The 19392-nt window shown below is 71.0% G+C and carries 18 protein-coding genes; 10 read left to right on the top strand and 8 right to left on the bottom strand.

The features are described from left to right. Positions 1-13: 13 nt before the first annotated feature. On the top strand, positions 14-1099 hold the full coding sequence (locus BJ982_RS13640; RefSeq protein WP_184880117.1) for a Zn-dependent alcohol dehydrogenase: 1086 nt from the start codon (positions 14-16) through the stop codon (positions 1097-1099). Between the two features lie 40 nt (positions 1100-1139). Here BJ982_RS13640 and BJ982_RS13635 read toward each other — a convergent pair whose 3' ends face one another. Then, positions 1140-2036, bottom strand: a complete 897-nt coding sequence (locus BJ982_RS13635; protein WP_184880115.1) for an SDR family oxidoreductase — start codon at positions 2034-2036, stop codon at positions 1140-1142. Between the two features lie 238 nt (positions 2037-2274). Here BJ982_RS13635 and BJ982_RS13630 point away from each other — a divergent pair, with 238 nt between their 5' ends. Next, positions 2275-3333, top strand: coding sequence for an NAD(P)H-dependent amine dehydrogenase family protein (locus tag BJ982_RS13630; protein ID WP_184880113.1), 1059 nt, complete (start codon positions 2275-2277; stop codon positions 3331-3333). A 23-nt stretch (positions 3334-3356) separates the two neighbouring features. Here BJ982_RS13630 and BJ982_RS13625 read toward each other — a convergent pair whose 3' ends face one another. The 5 genes from BJ982_RS13625 to BJ982_RS13605 all read right to left on the bottom strand — a co-directional run bounded on the left by BJ982_RS13625 (position 3357) and on the right by BJ982_RS13605 (position 7619). Further along, positions 3357-3863 (bottom strand): flavin reductase family protein, encoded by a 507-nt coding sequence (locus BJ982_RS13625; RefSeq protein WP_184880111.1) that lies wholly within the window; start codon positions 3861-3863, stop codon positions 3357-3359. Next, complete coding sequence (locus BJ982_RS13620; RefSeq protein WP_184880109.1) at positions 3860-4375, bottom strand: NADPH-dependent FMN reductase; 516 nt, start codon at positions 4373-4375, stop codon at positions 3860-3862. Before BJ982_RS13620 ends, BJ982_RS13625 begins: the two co-directional genes overlap by 4 nt. 235 nt (positions 4376-4610) lie before the next feature. Further along, a complete protein-coding gene (locus BJ982_RS13615; RefSeq protein ID WP_184880107.1) occupies positions 4611-5708 on the bottom strand; it encodes an MBL fold metallo-hydrolase in 1098 nt (365 codons plus the stop codon). A 73-nt stretch (positions 5709-5781) separates the two neighbouring features. Continuing rightward, the gene (locus BJ982_RS13610) at positions 5782-7047 is read right to left on the bottom strand and encodes an MFS transporter (protein WP_184880104.1); all 1266 of its coding nucleotides are present in this window, start codon (positions 7045-7047) and stop codon (positions 5782-5784) included. Beyond that, positions 7044-7619: a winged helix-turn-helix domain-containing protein gene (locus tag BJ982_RS13605; protein WP_184880102.1), complete on the bottom strand. Its 576-nt coding sequence runs from the start codon at positions 7617-7619 to the stop codon at positions 7044-7046. Before BJ982_RS13605 ends, BJ982_RS13610 begins: the two co-directional genes overlap by 4 nt. Before the next feature lie 84 nt (positions 7620-7703). On the opposite strand from BJ982_RS13605, the gene BJ982_RS13600 reads away from it, so the two are divergent. The 6 genes from BJ982_RS13600 to BJ982_RS13575 all read left to right on the top strand — a co-directional run bounded on the left by BJ982_RS13600 (position 7704) and on the right by BJ982_RS13575 (position 14547). Continuing rightward, positions 7704-8366, top strand: coding sequence for a B3/B4 domain-containing protein (locus BJ982_RS13600; RefSeq protein ID WP_184880100.1), 663 nt, complete (start codon positions 7704-7706; stop codon positions 8364-8366). Between the two features lie 318 nt (positions 8367-8684). Next, positions 8685-12374: a multifunctional oxoglutarate decarboxylase/oxoglutarate dehydrogenase thiamine pyrophosphate-binding subunit/dihydrolipoyllysine-residue succinyltransferase subunit gene (locus BJ982_RS13595; protein ID WP_184880098.1), complete on the top strand. Its 3690-nt coding sequence runs from the start codon at positions 8685-8687 to the stop codon at positions 12372-12374. Positions 12375-12501: 127 nt separating this feature from the next. After that, on the top strand, positions 12502-12681 hold the full coding sequence (locus BJ982_RS13590) for a DUF6104 family protein (RefSeq protein WP_184880096.1): 180 nt from the start codon (positions 12502-12504) through the stop codon (positions 12679-12681). 125 nt (positions 12682-12806) lie between these two features. Beyond that, positions 12807-13601, top strand: a complete 795-nt coding sequence (locus BJ982_RS13585; protein ID WP_184880094.1) for a DUF4097 family beta strand repeat-containing protein — start codon at positions 12807-12809, stop codon at positions 13599-13601. Further along, complete coding sequence (locus BJ982_RS13580) at positions 13598-14356, top strand: PadR family transcriptional regulator (protein ID WP_184880092.1); 759 nt, start codon at positions 13598-13600, stop codon at positions 14354-14356. The genes BJ982_RS13585 and BJ982_RS13580 overlap by 4 nt, the downstream gene beginning before the upstream one ends. Next, complete coding sequence (locus BJ982_RS13575; RefSeq protein WP_184880089.1) at positions 14353-14547, top strand: hypothetical protein; 195 nt, start codon at positions 14353-14355, stop codon at positions 14545-14547. Before BJ982_RS13580 ends, BJ982_RS13575 begins: the two co-directional genes overlap by 4 nt. Positions 14548-14760: 213 nt before the next feature. Here the strand turns inward: BJ982_RS13575 and BJ982_RS13570 are convergent, their stop codons facing one another. Then, positions 14761-15735, bottom strand: a complete 975-nt coding sequence (locus tag BJ982_RS13570; RefSeq protein WP_184880087.1) for a zinc-binding dehydrogenase — start codon at positions 15733-15735, stop codon at positions 14761-14763. A gap of 694 nt (positions 15736-16429) precedes the next feature. On the opposite strand from BJ982_RS13570, the gene BJ982_RS13565 reads away from it, so the two are divergent. After that, the gene (locus BJ982_RS13565) at positions 16430-17215 is read left to right on the top strand and encodes an Ig-like domain-containing protein (protein ID WP_184880085.1); all 786 of its coding nucleotides are present in this window, start codon (positions 16430-16432) and stop codon (positions 17213-17215) included. Between the two features lie 127 nt (positions 17216-17342). Then, the gene (locus BJ982_RS13560) at positions 17343-18179 is read left to right on the top strand and encodes a protein-sorting L,D-transpeptidase LdtCP (RefSeq protein ID WP_184880083.1); all 837 of its coding nucleotides are present in this window, start codon (positions 17343-17345) and stop codon (positions 18177-18179) included. A 387-nt stretch (positions 18180-18566) separates the two neighbouring features. On the opposite strand, the gene BJ982_RS13555 is transcribed toward BJ982_RS13560, so the two are convergent. After that, positions 18567-19349: a helix-turn-helix transcriptional regulator gene (locus BJ982_RS13555; protein ID WP_239123369.1), complete on the bottom strand. Its 783-nt coding sequence runs from the start codon at positions 19347-19349 to the stop codon at positions 18567-18569. Positions 19350-19392 lie beyond the last annotated feature (43 nt).

The following is a 19392-nucleotide window of genomic DNA, read 5'->3' as shown; positions in this document are numbered from 1 at the left end:
GGAGGTCTCCCGCATGCGAGCCGCCCTGCTGCACGCCGCCGGCGACGACAGGCTGGACATCCGCGACGACGTGACCCTGACCCCGGTGGGGCCGTCGGACGTCCGCGTGAAGATCAGAGCGACCGGCGTGTGCCATTCGGACCTTTCGGTGATGTCCGGCGTGCTGCCCATGCCGCTGCCGGTGATCCCGGGGCACGAGGGCGCGGGCGAGGTCGTGGAGACCGGCGACCAGGTCACCTCCGTGCGGCCGGGCGACCACGTCATCGTGAACTGGACTCCCGCCTGTGAGACCTGCGCGAGCTGCGTCCGCGGCCGGCCCTACCTGTGCACCACCTACCTCGTCCAGAGCTTCTCGCTGGCCAGGTTCCGTTTCGGCGGGGACACCCCGGCGTACGGCATGACCGGCTGCGGCACGTGGGCGGAGGAGATCGTGGTGCCCTGGCAGGGCGCGATCAAGGTGGACCCTGATGTGCCGTACGAGGTGGCCGCGCTGATCGGCTGCGGCGTCACGACCGGCGTCGGCGCGGTCGTCAACACCGCGAAGGTCAGGCCGGGCACGAGCGTGGCGGTGATCGGCTGCGGCGGCGTGGGCCTGGCGGTGATCCAGGGAGCCCGGATCTCCGGGGCGACGAGGATCCTCGCGGTGGACCCGCTGACCTCCAAGCACGAGCCGGCCATGAAGGCCGGCGCGACCGACGTCTGCACCCCCGACCGGCTCGCCGAGGCGGTGACCGCGCTGACCGGCGGCCAGGGGTTCGACTACGGCTTCGAGGCCGTGGGCAGGTCGGCCTCGATCATGTCCGCCTGGCAGGCGACCCGGCGCGGCGGCGACGTCGTCGTGGTCGGCGCCGGGGCCATGGACGACCTGGTGCCGCTGTCGGCGTTCAGCCTGCTGTTCGAGGGCAAGAACCTGCTCAGCTCGCTGTACGGCGGCAGCGACGTCCGGCGGGACTTCCCGTTCCTGGTGAACCTGTGGAAGGCGGGCAGGCTCGACCTGGAGAGCATGATCAGCGCACGGATCGGCATCGCCGACCTGAACGACGCCGTGGCCGCGCTGCGCGGCGGCGAGGTCCTGCGCCAGGTCGTGCTCTTCGACTGAAGCCCTCCCCGGGCCGCGCGTGATCCGGCCCGGGGAGCCGTCAGAGCATCTCGTTGAGCGACGCGCCCCACTGCTCCCCCAGCGTGGTCGGCTGGAGGTACGGCTGCTCGGTCAGGATCGCGTCCCAGTTGTCGCGGATCGCCTCGGCGCTGAGGTCGTCGGACCGCCAGCCCGGCCCCTCGGCCACGAACACGCGGGCCACCCGCCCCGCGCCCACGCTGAAGACCTCCCCGGAGGTCGGGCAGCTCTCGTGCGCGAGGAAGACGACCAGCGGGCTCACCTTCTCCGGGGCCAGCTTGTGCGCGTACTCGGCGGGGAACAGCGTCTCGGTCATGCGCGTCCAGGCCATCGGCGCGATCGCGTTGGCCTTGATCCCCGCGCGGGCGCCCTCGATGCCGAGGGTCTTGGTCAGGCCGACCAGGCCCATCTTGGCGGTGGCGTAGTTGGCCTGGCCGAAGTTGCCGAACAGCCCGGACGGGGATGAGGTGTTGACGATGCGGCCGTACCCCTGCTCCTTCATGTGCGGGAAGGCGGCCCGGCTGACCAGGAAGGACCCGCGGGCGTGCACGGCCAGCACGGCGTCGAACTCCTCGACCGTCATCTTGCCGAAGGACTTGTCCCGCAGGATGCCCGCGTTGTTGACCACGACGTCCACCCGGCCGAAGACGTCCAGCGCGGTCCTGACCAGGGAGTCGGCGCCCTCGGGCGTGGAGATGTCGTCGGCGTTGGCGACCGCCCGCCCGCCGTCCTTGGCGATCAGCTCCACCACCTCGGCGGCCGGGCCGGTCGAGGCGCCCGTGCCGTCGAGCGCCCCGCCGAGGTCGTTGACGACGACGTTCGCGCCGCGCGCGGCGAGCATGAGCGCGTGCGAGCGGCCGAGGCCGTGCCCGGCGCCCGTCACGACCGCGACCTTGCCGTCAAACCGTAGTTCGGACATGCCGCCCACCCTTCGAGGAGCGCCTCACCAGCGCGTCAGGAGAACATCCCTCTGGCGAGCACACGATATCCGCCGCCGGACGCCCCGTCCCCGCCCGGCATTCCCGGGACAGGGCGTCACGTAGCGGATAGTGATCAGACACGTCGAATTCTGCTAGAGTTTCTCCCCCCGCAGGGGCCTGGGTCAGCGTCGGCCCCACTTCCCCATGGCCCCGCCGTTCTCCCCGGCTGGAGGCCGCATGCCCGCACAGCCGCCCCTCCGCGTGATCCAGTGGGCCACCGGGGCTCTCGGCAGCTACGCGCTGCGCAGCGTCCTCACCCGGCCGGAGTTCCGGCTGGCCGGCGTGCTGGTGTACGACCCCGACAAGGTCGGGCTGGACGCCGGGCCGCTCGTGGGCCTGCCCGAGTGCGGGGTGCCGTGCGGCGACGACGTCGACGCCGTCCTCGCCCTCGACGCCGACTGTGTGCTGCACATGCCGCTGCCCGCGGCCTACTTCGGCGGCGACTACAACGCCGACCTGGAGACCGTCTGCGCGATCCTCTCCTCGGGCAAGAACGTCATCACCACCACCGGCTTCATCTACCCGCAGGTCTACGGGCCCGCCGTGGTCGACCGCCTGGAGTCGGCGTGCCGTGCGGGCGGCACCTCGGTGTACGGCACCGGCATCAACCCGGGCTTCATGAGCGACTTCCTGCCCCTGGCGTTGAGCGGCCTGTCGGCGCGCCTGGACCACATCTACGTCCGCGAGTCCTCCGACTTCCACGGGCATCCCTCGCGGCAGATCGTCATGGACCTGATCGGCTTCGGCCGCGCCCCGAAGGACTACGCGGTGGCGGTGCGCCCGTTCCGCAACGTGCAGCGGGCCCTGTTCTCCGAGAGCGTCCAGCTCGTGGCGGGCGCGCTCGGCGTCAAGCTCGACGAGGTCGAGGAGACCGACGAGTACGAGCTGGCGGCCGAGCAGCTCGAGGTGACGGCGGGCGTGGTGCTGCCCGGCACGGTCTGCGCCTCCCGGTGGATCTTCTCCGGCCTGGTCAGGGGCCGGCCGTTCATGACGGTCGAGTGCGTCTACAAGGCCGACGCCTCCCAGGTGCGCCGCTGGCCGGAGCCGGGGTTCGCCCTCCACATCGAGGGCCGCCCGCAGATGCTGATCACGATCGACGAGGTCTCCCACGGCCTCGCCGGGGCGGCGGCGCACGCCGTCAACTCGATCGGAGCCGTCTGCGCGTCGCCGCCCGGCATCCGCACCGTCCTGGACCTCCCGCTCGCCACCGGCCGGGGCACGGCGCGGCTGGCGTGACCGCCGGGACGGGCGGCCGGGGGTCAGGAGTGCGGGGTGAACCGGCCGAACCTGCCCTGGTGGTAGATGAGGGGACGGCCGGGCGAGCCGATCTCGGTGCGGGTGACCAGGCCGACGACCAGGACGTGGTCGCCGATCTCGGCGGTGCTGTGCGGCTCGCAGACCAGGTACGCCGAGACGCCGTCGAGCAGGGGCACCCCGCGCGGCCCCGGCCGCCAGCTCGTCGGCGCGGCGAACCTGTCGACGCCCCTGCGGGCGAAGCGGGACGCCAGCTCGGCCTGGTCGCTGGCCAGGACGTTCACGGCGAAGCTCTCGGCCTGCCGCAGCGAGGGCCAGGTGGTGGAGGACTGGTCGACGTAGAAGGAGACCAGCGGGGGGTTGAGGCTGACGGAGGAGAACGAGGTCGCGGTGAGGCCGACCGGCACGCCGCCGGTCCTGGCGGTCACGACGACGACCCCGGCCGCGTGGACGGCCAGCGCCTCGCGGAACCGCTGGTTGTCGACGGCCGCGTCGGGCAGGGTCTCGGTCATGCGCTCGTGTCCTCCCTCAGCGCCATCTGCGGGGCGATGCGGTCCGCCCATCGGCCCAGCACCTCCTCGGGCGCGGCGATGTCGGCTTCGAGCAGGGCCAGGCCGGGGGTCGGCACGGTGGCGCCCAGCTCGACCAGCAGCGGCCGCAAATGGGTCTCGACGGCGAGGGAATGCTTGGGGTCGCCCATGACGAGGATCGGCAGCGCGGTCACGCCGGCCAGGGCGTCGGGCTTGAGCCGGTCGAGGAAGACCTTCAGCAACCCGGTGTAGGTGGCCTTGTAGGTGGGGCTCGCCACCAGCAGCACGGTGGCGGCGGCGGCCAGGTCCAGGGCCTCGCGGACCTCGGCCGGGGGCTGCGGGTCGAGCAGCCGCGGGGCCAGGCCCGCCAGGTCGATCACCTCGCGCTTGCCGGAGTAGCCCAGCCGCCCGGCCACCAGCTCGGCCGCGTGCTCGGCGACCGTCCGCGTACGCGAGCCTTCTCGGGGGTTGCCCACTAATGTCACGAAACTCATCTGTCGCTCACCATTCATCGTCTCCCGGTCATCGCGACGGCGTCCCGCCGTGCGCGGCCGGACGCCAGAGTGCAGAGGTTGCCCTTGTCAGCGCGTCTCAGCGGCGACACTGGGCACCGGCGACGTGGCCGAGATCCACGTGAAGGCGCCGGGTCAGGGGCTTCTGGCTCATGCTCGAAAAACTACGTAGACCGAACCGTAATGTCAATATTCCCTACTTGAATTCCATGGAATATCATGCGTCCCGGTACCACAGGTCCGGCTCACCGGGCACGCACCGCAGCCGCCCCCGCGCCTCCAGGTAGACCAGGTGGGCGAGCGTCTCGTTGGTCGCGGCCCTGCGCATGAACGGCGGAATCGTCTCCCACGGCCGCGACCAGGTCAGCCGGGTCGTGACGTCCCAGCAGGCGATGCCGTCGGCGGCGGCCACCGCCGCCTCGATCTCCGCCAGCCGCCGCTCATGGTGGGCCATCACGTCGTCGACCCGCTCGGCCAGCTCCAGGAAGCGGTACTCGTGCGCGGGCAGCACCTCGTCCACCTCGAAGCGCTTGACGGCCGCCAGCGCGTCCAGGTAGTCGGCCAGCGGGTTGGGGGCCGACTGGGGGTGGACGGCGACGATGGGCGTGATGCGCGCGAGCACATGATCACCGGAGAAGAGCAGGCGGCGCGACGGCGACACGAAGCACAGGTGGCCGGGCGAGTGGCCGGGCGTCCAGACGGCCCGCAGGTCCCAGCCGGGCAGGTCCAGGGCGGCGCCGTCCTCGATCAGCCGGTCCGGCCTGGCCATCGAGACGTGGTCGCGGATCGCCATGGACGCCCCGGACAGCTCGTCGGCGGTCAGCGGCGGCACGCCCGAGCGCGCCAGCATCGCGCGCTGCCGCGCGACCAGCGTCTCGATCTCCGGCTCGTCGTAGCGCTCCCGCAGCAGGCGGGCGTCGGCCGGGTGCAGGCCGATCCACGCGCCCGAGTTCTCCCGCACCCTCCCGGCGAGCCCGTAGTGGTCGGGGTGGATGTGCGTCACCAGCACCGCGCGGACGTCGCCCATCGCGTACCCGGCGGCGCCGAGCCCGTCGGAGAGCGCCGCGTACGCCTCGTCGGTGTTCCAGCCCGCGTCGACGATCGCGACGCCGTCCGGCAGCTCCAGGGCGTAGACCAGGACGTACCTGAGGGGGTTGATCGGGATCGGCACCGGGATGGACCACAGGCCCGGGCGCACCTGCTCGACGGCGGGCATGGCGCCGCCGTGCCACGCCTCCATCTGCGCCGGGTTGGCCGGCGTCACCCTTCGCTTCGGCCGCTCCCGACGCTCCGGCTCCGTAACGTGATCCCGCATCCCGGCTCCTTTGTCCCAACCGCCGCTGTCCGCCGCCATCGACACGATTGTGCACCGGGGACCGAATGTTGTTCTATGAGGGGTGCTCCTGAGGCAGCCGGACGTACAGCAGAGCCGAGAGCAGGATCAGCGCGGCGACCACGGCCCAGCCCACCCCGAGGCCGGTCCGGGAGACCAGCAGGCCGAGGCCGAGCGTGGCCGACATCCCGCCGAACTGGAGCTGCAGCGAGTCGACCGACATCAGCGTGGCGCGGCGCGAGGAGCCCACCCGGCGGTGCATCATCTCGTTGCGCACCAGCTCGGGCACCGCGCCCGCGGCGAACATCACCATGTACGCCCCGATCGTGACGGCGACGCCCGCCACCCCGGGCAGTGAGGCCGAGGCCGCCAGCGCGCCGATCGCGCCCGCCACGAGCGCCGTCCCGGCGATCGCCGCGGCCACCGGGCCTCGGAGCAGCCGCACCACCCGGGGGGCGATCCAGGACCCGAGGGCGCTGGCGCCGAAGCCCGCCGCCGTCACCAGGCCGTAGAGGAAGCTCGCCGCCTCCGGGTCGCCGGTCAGGTCGCCGAGCCTGCCGGGGGTCAGCATCTCGACGGAGCTGAGCGCGACGCCGAGCGCGAAGGCCACGGACAGCAGCCGCCGCAGCCCGCGATCGGCCACGCCGAGGCGCACCCCCGCCCGCATCGTGCGCGGCACGTCCCGCAGCACCGACCGCAGCGAGGGGCGTGGGTGAGGGGGCTCGGGCATCGCGACCAGCACGACCACGAAGAGCGCGACCGCCGCCGCCGACGCCGCGACCATCGGTGCCGCGAGCCCCCAGGGCACCAGCAGCGGCAGGACCCCGCCGGCCAGGGTGCCGGCGCACAGGGCCGTGCTGCTCATCGCGCTGCCCCTGGCCAGTCCCGGCTTGAGGTCGGCGTCCGGCCCCTCGGCCGCGTGCAGGGTGTCCACGTACCACGCCTGGGGAGGCCCGCTGGACAGCGCGCGGCCGACGCCCTTGAGGGCCGAGGCCGCCACGAAAGGCCAGAACGAGCCCGCGACGGCCAGCAGGCCCATGCCCGCCACCATGAACAGGGCGGCGGCGGCGAGCACGGCCCGCCGTCCCACGACGTCCGCGAGCCCGCCCGTGGGGAGCTCCAGCACCAGGACGACGATCGAGTAGCAGGACATCACGACGCCGATCTGCGCCAGCCCGAGGCCGCGCGACGACATCAGCAGGATCATCGAGGCCATCATGAGACCCGGCGGGAGCCAGGTCAGCGCGCTGATCAGCCCGTACCTGCGTAAGGCGGAGCGGGGAGACAGCACGGGGGCCGTCGTGGCGGCGAGGCCGGTCATCCGTGGTATCCCCTCGTGGGGAAGGCGGCCAGGTGGACGGACACGCGCTCAGCGCCCGGCTTGCCGGCGTCCTCCGCCTCCAGTTCGCGGACCAGCGCGCTCACCCGCTCGTACAGGCGGCGGAGCGTCTCGGGGGTCATCCGCACCATGTCGTCCGACATGCCCGCGGCCTCGACCCAGGCGGGTCCCCAGGACTCGCGGTCGCGTTCGAACCCCTCGCGGTCGCGGACGAACACCTCGAACTGGCGGTCGCGCATGAAGCCGGCGGCCTCGCGGCCCTCGGGGGTGCCGCCGAGCTCCAGCTCGTTCCAGGCGGTGTACCGGTGGACGGACCGCCAGCGGCGTTCCCGCGCGTCGCGCTGCTCGGGGTCCTCTTCGACGAAGCCGTACTTGGCGAGCTGCCGCAGGTGGTAGCTGGTGGAGCCGGAGCTCTCGCCGAACCGGGACGCGAGTTCCGTGGCGGTGGCGGGCCCTTCGAGGCGCAGCGCGCCGAGCAGCCGCACGCGCAGCGGGTGGGCCACCGCCTTCAGGGTCCGCGGGTCGCTGACGTGGTAGACGGACGGGTCGCTCATATCACCGAAGATAACTTTGCAAAGCTGTCTTTGCAAACATCTCTTTGGGATTGGAGCACTCCGCGGCCCGGCTAGGGTGACGGCATGATCGAGGCCATCTGGGTGGACGAGGCGGTCACCGAACTGCGCCCGGACTTCCGGGTGCTTGTCATCGCCGCGTACGGCCTGCGCGGCGGCCCCTCCGACGACCGTTCCCGCGCCTGGCTCGCCGAGGCCGCGGCCGACGGCGTCCCGCCGTCCCACGAGCACATCGCCGCCTGGCAGGACGCCTACCGCGCGTTCGGCGCCAAGCCCCAGCGCACCCGCCCGTCGGTGGACGCCCTGGTGCGCCGGATGCCGCCCCCGGAGATCAACCTCGTCGTGGACGCCTACAACGCGGTCAGCGTCCGGCACGTCCTGCCCATCGGCGGGGAGGACCTGGCGCACTACGAGGGCACGGCGCGGCTGGTCCGCGCGACCGGCGACGAGCCGTTCGACGCGATGGAGAAGGGCGAGGTCGTCGTCGACCACCCCGAGATCGGCGAGGTCGTCTGGCGCGACGACCGCGGGGTCACCTGCCGCCGGTGGAACTGGCGCCAGTGCGTGCGCACCCGCATCACCGAGGCCACCACCGACGCCCTGTTCCTGCTGGAGCGGCTCGCGCCCATGCCGCTGGAGGCCCTGCGGACGGCCGGGGACGACCTGGTCGCGCGGCTGCGCGAGATCACGCCCGAGGTGCGCGTCGAGTCACGGCTGACCGGCGACTAGCGCCCAGGCGGCCTTCCGTTTGCTGAGATGGCGATATCATGAAGTGAGACGGCGGCGCACGCGCGACCGGCCGCCGTCCCCTCGTCCCGCCCCGGCGGGCGAGGTCCTGTGCCGAGCAGGTGAGAGGCGCCTGCCCGCCGGGGTGAGCATGGCCTCACCCCCCGGACGGACTACCCGGGCGTGACCAGTTTGAACGGTCCTGGGAGGATCAGGCCGTGAGCCCCCCCGAGAGCGCACACGCCACCTATTTGGGCGAGTAGCCTTGGACAGGTTCCTCATTTCAACAACGCCGATCTGCGGAAGAGGGCGATTTCCGCCGTGTCGTCTGAGTCGTCACGGACAAACCCACTGGTCAACTTCGGCCAGAACGAGTGGCTTGTCGACGAGCTGTACCAGAAGTACCTTCAGGATCCCGAGTCCGTGGACCGGGCCTGGTGGAACTTCTTCGCTGACTACAACCCCGATTCCGGTACGAGCCGTGTACCGGCACCGGGCGGCCCCAACGGGGAGACGGCCGACGCCGCGGCGCCGACCGCCGCCGCCACGGTGGCTCCCGACAAGCCCGCACCGGCCAAGGCCGCCCCCAAGGCGCCCAAGGCGACGACTCCGGCTCCACCGCAGTCCGACAAGGCGGCCCCGCACGTCGAGGGCGAGGAGGTCCGCCTGCGTGGCGCCGCCGCCCGCACCGCGGCCAACATGGATCTCAGCCTCGCCGTCCCGACCGCCACCAGCGTGCGCGCGGTCCCGGCCAAGCTGCTGATCGACAACCGCATCGTCATCAACAACCACCTGTCGCGCGGCCGCGGCGGCAAGGTGTCGTTCACCCACATCATCGGCTACGCGATCGTCAAGGCGCTCGCGGCGATGCCGGAGATGAACCACTCCTACGCCGAGGTCGACGGCAAGCCGACCCTGGTCAGGCCGGCCCACGTCGGCCTGGGCCTGGCGATCGACGTGCAGAAGAGCGACGGCTCCCGCCAGCTCCTCGTGCCGTCGATCAAGAACGCCGAGACCTTCGACTTCCGCCAGTTCTGGATGGCGTACGAAGAGATCGTCCGCAAGGCCAGGGGCGGTAAGCTCGGCGTCGACGACTTCGCCGGCACCACGATCAGTCTGACCAACCCCGGCACGATCGGCACCGTCCACTCGGTCCCGCGCCTCATGCCCGGTCAGGGCACGATCATCGGCGTCGGCGCGATGGAGTACCCCGCCGAGTACCAGGGCGCCTCCCCCGAGACCCTGACCCGGCTCGCGGTCAGCAAGGTCATGACGCTGACCAGCACCTACGACCACCGCATCATCCAGGGCGCCCAGTCCGGCGACTTCCTGCGCAAGATCCACCAGCTCCTGCTCGGCGAGCACGGCTTCTACGACGAGATCTTCCAGGCGCTGCGCATCCCCTACGAGCCGGTGCGCTGGGTCCCGGACATCTCCGCCAGCCACGACGACGACGTGGCCAAGTCGGCGCGCGTCATCGAGCTGATCCACGCCTACCGCGTGCGCGGCCACCTCATGGCCGACACCGACCCGCTGGAGTACAACCAGCGCAAGCACCCCGACCTCGACATCAAGTCCCACGGCCTCACCCTGTGGGATCTTGAGCGCGAGTTCGCCACCGGCGGCTTCGGCGGCAAGCCGCTGATGAAGCTGCGCGACATCCTCGGCGTCCTGCGCGACTCGTACTGCCGCACGGTCGGCATCGAGTACATGCACATCCAGAACCCCGAGGAGCGCGCCTGGATCCAGGCGCGGGTCGAGAAGCCGCACGCCAAGCCCACCCGCGAGGAGCAGCTCAACATCCTGCGGCGGCTCAACACCTCCGAGGCGTTCGAGACCTTCCTGCAGACCAAGTACGTCGGGCAGAAGCGCTTCTCGCTGGAGGGCGGCGAGTCGCTGATCCCGCTGCTCGACTCGGTCATCTCCGCGGGCGCCGAGGAGAACCTGGACGAGGTCGTGATCGGCATGGCCCACCGCGGCCGCCTGAACGTCCTCGCCAACATCGTCGGCAAGTCCTACGCCCAGGTCTTCGGCGAGTTCGAGGGCAACCTCGACCCGCGCAGCGCCCACGGCTCCGGCGACGTGAAGTACCACCTCGGCGCGTCCGGCGACTTCACCGCCCCCGACGGCAACAAGATCGCCTGCTCGGTCGTGGCCAACCCCTCCCACCTGGAGGCGGTCGACCCCGTCCTTGAGGGCGTCGTCCGCGCCAAGCAGGACCTGCTGGAGCGCGGCGAGGAGGGCTTCACCGTCCTGCCCGTGCTGGTCCACGGCGACGCGGCCTTCGCCGGCCAGGGCGTCGTGGCCGAGACGCTGCACCTGTCGCAGCTTCGCGGCTACCGCACCGGCGGCACCGTCCACGTCGTGGTCAACAACCAGGTCGGCTTCACCACCTCGCCGGCGTCCTCGCGCTCCAGCGTCTACGCCACCGACGTCGCGCGCATGATCCAGGCGCCGATCTTCCACGTCAACGGCGACGACCCCGAGGCCGTGGTGCGCGTCGGCCGCCTGGCCTACGAGTACCGCCAGGCGTTCCGCAAGGACGTCGTCATCGACCTGGTCTGCTACCGCCGCCGCGGCCACAACGAGACCGACAACCCCAGCTTCACCCAGCCCCTGATGTACGACCTGATCGACGCCAAGCGGTCGATCCGCAAGCTCTACACCGAGGCGCTGATCGGCCGGGGCGACATCACGGTCGAGGAGGCCGAGCAGGCCCTGCGCGACTACCAGGAGCAGCTGGAGCGGGCCTTCACCGAGACCCGCGAGGCCGGCAAGAGGCCCCTGGAGCCGGGCGCGGTCGTCAAGCCCGCCCCGGGCGAGGTCGTGCCCTGGTCGCACGAGGACACCCCGACGGGCATCTCAGAGGAAGTGATCAAGCGGGTCGTCGAGACCCAGCTCACGCTGCCCGACGGCTTCACGGTCCACCCGCGCCTGGCGCCGCTGCTGCAGCGCCGCGGCCAGATGGTCACCGAGGACTCCATCGACTGGGCCATGGGCGAGACCCTCGCGTTCGGCTCCCTGCTCATCGACGGACACCCGGTCCGCCTGGTCGGGCAGGACTCCCGCCGCGGCACCTTCGGCCAGCGGCACGCCGTCCTGGTCGACCGCGTCACCGGCGAGGAGCACACCCCGCTGAAGACGTTCAACGAGGGCACCACGAAGTTCTACGTCTACGACTCCCTGCTGTCGGAGTTCGCGGCGATGGGCTTCGAGTACGGCTACAGCGTCGTGCGCCCGGACGCCCTGGTGGCCTGGGAGGCGCAGTTCGGCGACTTCGCCAACGGCGCCCAGTCGATCATCGACGAGTTCATCTCGTCGGGCGAGCAGAAGTGGGGCCAGCGCTCCTCGGTCGTGCTGCTGCTGCCGCACGGCTACGAGGGCCAGGGCCCGGACCACTCCTCGGCCCGCATCGAGCGGTTCCTGCAGATCTGCGCGCTGGACAACATGACGGTCGCGCAGCCGAGCAGCCCGGCGAACTACTTCCACCTGCTGCGCTGGCAGGTCCTGTCCAACCGCCACCGCCCGCTGGTCGTCTTCACGCCGAAGTCCCTGCTGCGGCTCAAGGCGGCGGCCTCGGCGGCGGAGGAGTTCACCTCGGGGGCGTTCCGGCCGGTCATCGGCGACTCCACGGTCGACCCCTCCGCCGTGCGCCGGGTGGTCCTGTGCTCGGGCCGGGTCTACTACGACCTGGCGGGGGCCCGGGACAAGCAGGGTCGCACGGACGTGGCGATCGTCCGCCTGGAGCGGCTCTACCCGTTCCCGGCCGAGGAGCTCAAGGCCGAGCTGTCGCGCTACGGCGCGGACGTCGAGCTCGTCTGGGCGCAGGACGAGCCGCTCAACATGGGGCCGTGGCCGTACCTCACGCTCAAGATCACCGAGGACCCGGGTCTGCTCGGGGGCCGCGGCCTGCGGCGGGTCTCCCGTCCGGCGAACTCCTCGCCCGCGGTGGGCTCGCACGCCGCGCACGACGCCGAGCTGGAGCACATCATCGCCGAGAGCCTGGGCTGACGATCGGGCCCCGGGTGACCGGGGCCGGTCTCCCCTGGTTTTGTCAGAGGAAGTCCCCCGCGGGCGGCAGCGCCGCGGGGGACTTCCCCGTTTATCCGGATATTTCCGGTCATGTCCTGGAGTTGCGATGTACTTCACCGACAGGGGCATCGAAGAGCTCGTCCAGCGGCGCGGCGACGAGGAGGTCGGCATGCTCTGGCTGGCCGAGCGGCTGCGCGAGTTCGTCGACCTGAACCCCGAGTTCGAGACGCCGGTCGAGCGCCTGGCGACCTGGCTCGCCCGGCTGGACGACGAGGACGAGGACTGACGACGACCGGCACGGCCCGACGCCCCCGCCCCGGGACGCGATACGCGATACATCTTGACTTTCGGTGTACGAGATATATCGTGTCTTGTGAGAGCCATTCGGGACCATCGACCAGCGGGGCGGCCATGTCCACGTGGACCATCGACAAGCCTGAGAAACTGACCTTCGACGCGGTGAGCGCGCTCAGCGTGCGCATCGTCGCCGGGCGCCTGGCCGTCCTCGCCAGCGACGGCCCGCCCACCCTGGAGGTCGGCGACATCGACACGCCGCCGCTGCTGGTGGAGCGGGACGAGACCGGCCGCCTGACCGTGGCGTACAAGGACCTCACCTGGGACGGCATCCTCGGCTGGCTGCGCTCCGGCCGTCCCAGCACCACGGTCACGCTCACGGTGCCGAAGGACTGCCCGGTGCAGGCGGGCGTGATCTCCGCCTCCGCGCTGGTCACCGGCTTCGAGAACCGCACCAGCGTGAAGAGCGTCTCCGGCGACATCGTCCTCGACGGGGTGAGCGGCGACATCGACGCCGAGACCGTCTCCGGGGCCGTCGAGAGCCGCGGCATGTCCGGGGACCTGTCGTTCACCAGCGTCGCCGGCGAGCTGGTCGTCGCCGGGGGCACCCCGCGCCGCCTGCGCGCCAAGACCGTGTCCGGCCGCATCACCGCGGACCTGGAGCTGCCGCCCACCGGCCACGTCTCGCTGAACAGCGTGTCCGGCGCCATCGTCGTCCGCCTGCCCCAGGGGGTCGAGACCGACGTGACGATGCGCTCCACCTCGGGCCGCCTGAGCAGCGCGTTCCCGGGGCTGACCACCACGGGGCGCCTGGGGATGAAGTCGATGAGCGGCCGGCTCGGCGGAGGCATGGCGTCGGTGTCGGCCAACACGGTTTCCGCCGATGTGACCCTTCTGAGGAGAGACAAGTGAGTCCGGTTTTCGCCCACGGACGCCTGCGCCTGTACCTGCTGAAGCTCCTGGAGGAGAGTCCCAGGCACGGGTACGAGGTGATCCGCCTCCTGCAGGACCGCTTCCTCGGCGTCTACTCCCCCTCCCCCGGCACGATCTACCCCCGGCTCGCCCGCCTCGAAGAGGAGGGCCTCGTCACCCACGAGGTCGTCGAGGGCAAGAAGGTCTTCACGATCACCGACAAGGGGCGCGCCGAGCTGGAGGCGCGCATGGACGAGCTCGCCGACCTCGAACAGGAGATCTCCGAGTCCATCCGCGACATCGCCCGCGAGGTCAAGGAGGACGTGCGCGACACCGTCCGCTCCCTGCGCGACGAGCTGACCCAGATGGCCAGGGAGGTGCGGCAGCAGGGCAGCCGGGAGGACGAGCGCCGGTCCAAGGACGACCTGCGCACGGCCCGCGAGGACTACCGGCGCGCCTGGCGCGAGCAGAAGCACGCCTGGCAGGAGCACAAGCAGGAGTTCGAACGCCAGAAGCGCGCCTGGAAGGAAGAGTCGCAGCGCTGGAAGCAGGACTGGCTGCGCGGCGCGTGGCGCGGCACCTGGGGCGGGCAGGGCTCGCCCGACCATGACGCCGAGCTCGGGCGCATGCTCGCCGACTTCGTCGAGGAGATCCGCGGCGCGGCCGCCGCGGCGTCGGTGACCGAGGAGGCCCTGGCCACCGCCCAGGACGCCCTCTACGAGGCCGCCGGCCGGATCCGCTCCGCGCTGCGATGATGCTCCTGTACGGGTTCCGCCCGCCCCTGCTGCGCCCGGGCCCGCCCGAGCCGCTTCCCGTGCCGTCCCGGCCGCCCGCGCGGCGCACCCGGGCCAGGCGCGCCCCGTCTCCCACCGCCCCGTCCTGCGCCGCGACGCCCGGCTTCCGCGACGGTATCCATGTCACCGTCCATTCGGTGTCGAAACGGTGAAGAGCGAGACCTCACCCCCGGGACCCCTCTACGGTGGGTGACCGGTGACGGTTCGTCGGGCATCACCCGCGTGAACAAGAACCCGATCCCACAAGTCGGTCCCCGCCGTACGGCGACCGGTTGTTCATATGCGGCCCCGTGCGGCGCGCCAGGTTCCCCTGACGTGCCGCCCGGGGCCATTCCGTAGGGCGCCCCTTGGCGTACCGGACGCCGTCAGGCCCCGGCCGTCCCGGTGAAGACGATCTTCCCGAATACCTCGCCCTCCTCCATGGCCGCGAAGCCCTCCCGCGCCCGCGTCAGCGGCAGCACGCGGTCCACGAGGGGTCGCACCCCCGTCTGCTCCAGGAACGTGGCGAGCCGCCCGAGCTGGTCCCGCGTCCCCATGGTGGAGCCGACCACCGAGAGCTGGAGGAAGAAGACCCGGTTCAGGTCGGCCGAAGGCACCGCGCCGCTCGTCGCGCCCGAGACGACGACCCGCCCGCCGGGGCGCAGCGACTTCAGCGAGTGGTCCCAGGTGGCCTGGCCGACGGTCTCCATCACGGCGTCCACGCGCTCGGGCAGCCGCGCCCCCGTGGGGAACACCTGGTCGGCGCCGAGCTCCACGGCCCGCGCCCGCTTCTCCTCCGAGCGGCTCGTGACCCAGACCCGATAGCCGCCGGCCCGGCCGAGCGCGATGAGCGCGGTGGCCACCCCGCCTCCCGCCCCCTGCACCAGCACGGTGGACCCCGGCTGGAGGCCGGACTTGTCGAACAGCATCCGGTAGGCCGTCAGCCACGCCGTGGGCAGGCAGGCCGCCTCCTCGAACGACAGCGCCGCCGGCTTCGGCACGAGGTTGCGGCGCGGCACCGCCACCTTGTCCGCGAAGGTGCCGTCGTGGACCTCGGAGAGCAGCGACCGCTTCGGGTCCAGCGTCTCGTCCCCGTTCACCGGCGTGCCGATCACCGCGTGGACGATGACCTCGTTGCCGTCCTCGTCCACCCCTGCGGCGTCGCAGCCGAGCACGATGGGCAGGCGGTCCTGGCGGATGCCGACGCCCTTGAGCGTCCAGACGTCGTGGTGGTTGAGCGCGGCGGCCCTGACGGTGACCGTGGTCCACCCGTCGGGGACCTCGGGCTCGGGACGCTCGCCGAGGGTGAGCCCGGCGAGGGGGTTGTCAGGGTCGGTGGCTGTGCAGGTTACGGCGAACATGCCGGAACCCTATCCCCGCGCCTTCCGGCGTCCCGCCCACACCCCCGAGGCGCCGCCGCACCCACCGAATCCCTACAGATCACCTTGAATTCGAGAATAGCCGACATAGACCATATACGGCGTCAATTACTCTTGATCATCGACGTCGGCGGCGGTTGCCGGAACAACGCCGCGAGGCCCGCCAAAGAATGACACAGCGGCGCACGACACGCCGTCCCAGAAAATATTTCCCGGGCGCGCGCCGTTCCGCGCGCCACGCCGAAACCGATCTTCGTACGTGCGGTTTTCCCGGCGCGGCAAGGCTTCCCGCCCGCGCCGCCACCCGCAGGCCCACCCGATTTATCGGCATAAATGACTGCGTAGCGACCTTCTAATTTTTGCAATTAAGTCGCCGCTCGCGCGAATCTCCCGCATGTCGGACAACGGTATCGAGGTCGACCATGAGTAGGGTCGGTCATGCAGGTGCGCCAGCATCGAGGTGCTCCTTTACTTTGAACTGCAAAAAGAAAAGGACCGCTTTATGAAAGACGTCGGTCACTCACGGTCTCTCCAACGTAATGTCGGTCGTTCATGGCTGACCGCAGCTCTCACGGGCGCTCTCGCGGTCGGCGTGCTCGCCGCCACTCCCGGCAGCGCGTACGCGATCCAGGCGCCGCAAGGCGCGAAGGCAGCGTCCCTGCTTCCGTCCGCTCCCGTGAAGACGGGCTTCGTCGTCACCGTTCGCCGGCAGATCGCCACCAGCGCCACGCTGACGTCGTCGCAGAACCCGTCCAAGAAGGGCCACTCGGTCACCTTCACCGCCACGGTCCGCGCGACCGGCACCCACATCCTGCCCACCGGCACGGTCATCTTCCGCAACGGCTCACGCGAACTCGGAAGCGCCCAGCTGGAGGCCTCGGGACAGGCGACCCTGTCGACCTCCAGCCTGGACGACGGCAGCCACAACATCACCGCCTTCTACCAGGGCAACGCCTCCTTCGACCCCAGCACCTCGCCGGTGCTGGTCCAGCGCGTCGAAGAGGAGAAGAAGGAGGACGGCAAGAAGGACGACGGTAAGGAGGACGGCAAGAAGAAGGAAGACGACAAGGACGACGACAAGTCCTGGGATGACGAGAACGACGACAACGCGGTCGTCCACGACCGCCACCACGACGACCTCGACCACATCTGCCGTCGGTTCCACCACCGCGACCACGACCACGATGGCCTCGACGGATCGTCCCGGCACCACAGGAGGTTGCACGAGCTCCGCAGGCTCTGCGACAAGTGGCACAAGCGGGACGACAACGTGATCGTGATCGACAGGGGCATCCGCCGCTTCATCGAGGGCTTCTCCGACCACGGCGGCGGCCACCACTCGCACTGGGACAGCCGTCACCACCGCTGGGTGCCCGAGCACCACGAGCACTACAAGCCGCAGAAGCACTACCACAAGAAGCAGTACCACAAGCCGGTCCGCCACTTCGCCGTGACCGGTTGATCCACCTGCGCCGGGCGCCGGGGCCCGCCCACTCCACGGGCGGGCCCCCAGCCCGCGCGCCACGCCACGGGCCACTCCGGAAACCGCCGCCGAACCTCAACAGGAGCCAGCCTTCCCGGGAGTTCCCATGTACGTTCGCCGTCGATCCGTGCGCTCCATCCTCACGATCATCGCCGTCGCCACCACGGCCCTGCTCGGCCTCGTCCTGCTGGTGTTCCTCACCAACAGGAAGGTCGACCGCGAGGTCACCGCGGCGCCGCCCGCCCCGGCCGCCGTCCCGGTCAAGCTCACGGCCGCCCAACGCGCCGCGCTCCCCCGCTCGACCACGTGGACGAAGATCCCCAAGGCGCAACCCGACCCGCGCCCCGACGCCGCCGGGGACGGGCTCCTCGTCCACCCGACGACGTCCAAGATCGTGTACGCCGAGCCCGGCGGCCCGGCGATCGGCGTGCTGCCCGCCACCCAGCTGGACGACCCCACCTGGCTCCCGGTGATCGAGTCACGCCCGCAATGGGTGCGGGTGCTGCTGCCCAGCCGCCCCAACGGCTCCACCGGCTGGATCCACACCGGCGACGGCAAGACCAAGCAGAGCCGCAGCCCCTACCAGGTGCACATCAACCTGACCACCCGCCGCCTCACCCTGCTGAAGGACGGCCAGGAGAACGGCTCGTGGACCGTCGGCATCGGCACCGAGGACACCCCCACCCCCGTCGGCCGCACGTTCCTGCTCGCCACCCTCTCCCCCTCGGACGTCGACTACAGCCCCGTGATCCTCCCCCTCGGCATGCACTCGGAGAAACTCCAGACCTACGACGGCGGCCCCGGCACCATAGGCATCCACGGCTGGCCCGACAAATCCGTCTTCGGCAAGGCAATAAGCCACGGCTGCATCCGCATCCCCCCCGCCGGCCTGACAGCCCTCAGCAAGATCCCCATAGGCACCATGATCGTCATAACCAAGTAACAGCCCCCACCCAGCCCCACCAGACACACCCCCACCGACGAGGAGACCTACCCCAAGCCAACACGGCGGGCCGCCCGACACGGGGCAACTCACCGAGCGAAGCTTCTCCACGCGTCAAAGCCGCCGATCCTCGGACACGGAACCCCCCCACTGAGGAGTGGACTTGTCCTGGCGCCGACGCGGCGAGTCGCCGCCGAGGAAAGCTCTCCCACACGTCAACGCGGCCAGTCCTCGGCCACGGACCACGTCCGCCCCGAGTAGACAGCTTGTCCTGGCGCCGACGCGGCGAGTCGTGGGGCGGCGAATCCGGCGCCCATTACGGCGACCGACCGGAAGCCTGGACGAGGGTAGAGAACCCCGAGGCGGGAAACGACCACGTACGTGGACTCATGGCGAAGCGGCGGCGCGGCGGTAGGCGCCAGGAGTCACACCGAAATACCGGGTGAACCACCGGGTCAGATGACTCTGATCGGTGAATCCGGTCTCGGCGGCCACCTCCGCGAGCGGCCGCCCCTGAACCAGCAACCGCCGCGCCGCCCGCAACCGGACCTGCCGCTGATAGTCACTCGGCGCCATCCCATAAACGGCCCGGAACGACCGGTACACCGCGAACCGACTGCGTCCCACCGCCGCCGCCAGGTCACCGGCGGAGACACCGTGGTCCTCCGTGTAATGCACCATTTCCCGAACGACCCGTGCCGTCCCCGCGTCGGCCTCCCCAGCGGCCCCATCACCCCCACGCCATCCCTGGACCCGCGCATGCCGCGCCATCCCCGCCACCACGCCGTCCAGTAACTCGTCCCGCCGCAACACCGACGCGCCCCCGCCCACCAACGCCTGATGCAACAACCGCAACCTGCCCGCCATCCCCGGAACCGGCATCACCGGCTCGGCGAACAACGGCAACCCGACCCGCCGCCCAGCGGCCTCCCGCAGGACATCCGCCACAAGCTCCGGCCCGATATGCACCATCCGATAGGTGAACCCGGCCTCATCCGTCGCGTGCCCGTCATGCGGATCATCCGGATTGAACACCATCACCATGCCGGCCGCACTCGTATGCGCCGCCCCCCGGCACGTGAAACTCTGCGCCCCCTCCTCGGTGAACCCGAACGAGTACGTCTCATGACTGTGCCGGTGATAAACGTGCCTCACGAAATGCGCATGCATCGCCTCCACCGCCCGATCCCCCGCCCGCCAGTACCGAACCCAG

Origin of the sequence: Sphaerisporangium siamense (genome assembly GCF_014205275.1) — a bacterium.
Taxonomy (GTDB): Bacteria; Actinomycetota; Actinomycetes; order Streptosporangiales; family Streptosporangiaceae; genus Sphaerisporangium; species Sphaerisporangium siamense.
This window is presented reverse-complemented; position numbering and strand designations above follow the sequence as displayed.

Excerpts from the sequence above, each read along its gene's own strand:
- BJ982_RS13640 (WP_184880117.1), top strand. The coding sequence starts at position 14 with ATGCGAGCCGCCCTGCTGCACGCCGCCGGCGACGACAGGCTGGACATC.
- BJ982_RS13635 (WP_184880115.1), bottom strand. The coding sequence starts at position 2,036 with ATGTCCGAACTACGGTTTGACGGCAAGGTCGCGGTCGTGACGGGCGCC.
- BJ982_RS13630 (WP_184880113.1), top strand. The coding sequence starts at position 2,275 with ATGCCCGCACAGCCGCCCCTCCGCGTGATCCAGTGGGCCACCGGGGCT.
- BJ982_RS13625 (WP_184880111.1), bottom strand. The coding sequence starts at position 3,863 with ATGACCGAGACCCTGCCCGACGCGGCCGTCGACAACCAGCGGTTCCGC.
- BJ982_RS13620 (WP_184880109.1), bottom strand. The coding sequence starts at position 4,375 with ATGAGTTTCGTGACATTAGTGGGCAACCCCCGAGAAGGCTCGCGTACG.
- BJ982_RS13615 (WP_184880107.1), bottom strand. The coding sequence starts at position 5,708 with ATGCGGGATCACGTTACGGAGCCGGAGCGTCGGGAGCGGCCGAAGCGA.
- BJ982_RS13610 (WP_184880104.1), bottom strand. The coding sequence starts at position 7,047 with ATGACCGGCCTCGCCGCCACGACGGCCCCCGTGCTGTCTCCCCGCTCC.
- BJ982_RS13605 (WP_184880102.1), bottom strand. The coding sequence starts at position 7,619 with ATGAGCGACCCGTCCGTCTACCACGTCAGCGACCCGCGGACCCTGAAG.
- BJ982_RS13600 (WP_184880100.1), top strand. The coding sequence starts at position 7,704 with ATGATCGAGGCCATCTGGGTGGACGAGGCGGTCACCGAACTGCGCCCG.
- BJ982_RS13590 (WP_184880096.1), top strand. The coding sequence starts at position 12,502 with ATGTACTTCACCGACAGGGGCATCGAAGAGCTCGTCCAGCGGCGCGGC.
- BJ982_RS13585 (WP_184880094.1), top strand. The coding sequence starts at position 12,807 with ATGTCCACGTGGACCATCGACAAGCCTGAGAAACTGACCTTCGACGCG.
- BJ982_RS13575 (WP_184880089.1), top strand. The coding sequence starts at position 14,353 with ATGATGCTCCTGTACGGGTTCCGCCCGCCCCTGCTGCGCCCGGGCCCG.
- BJ982_RS13570 (WP_184880087.1), bottom strand. The coding sequence starts at position 15,735 with ATGTTCGCCGTAACCTGCACAGCCACCGACCCTGACAACCCCCTCGCC.
- BJ982_RS13560 (WP_184880083.1), top strand. The coding sequence starts at position 17,343 with ATGTACGTTCGCCGTCGATCCGTGCGCTCCATCCTCACGATCATCGCC.
- BJ982_RS13555 (WP_239123369.1), bottom strand. The coding sequence starts at position 19,349 with ATGCATGCGCATTTCGTGAGGCACGTTTATCACCGGCACAGTCATGAG.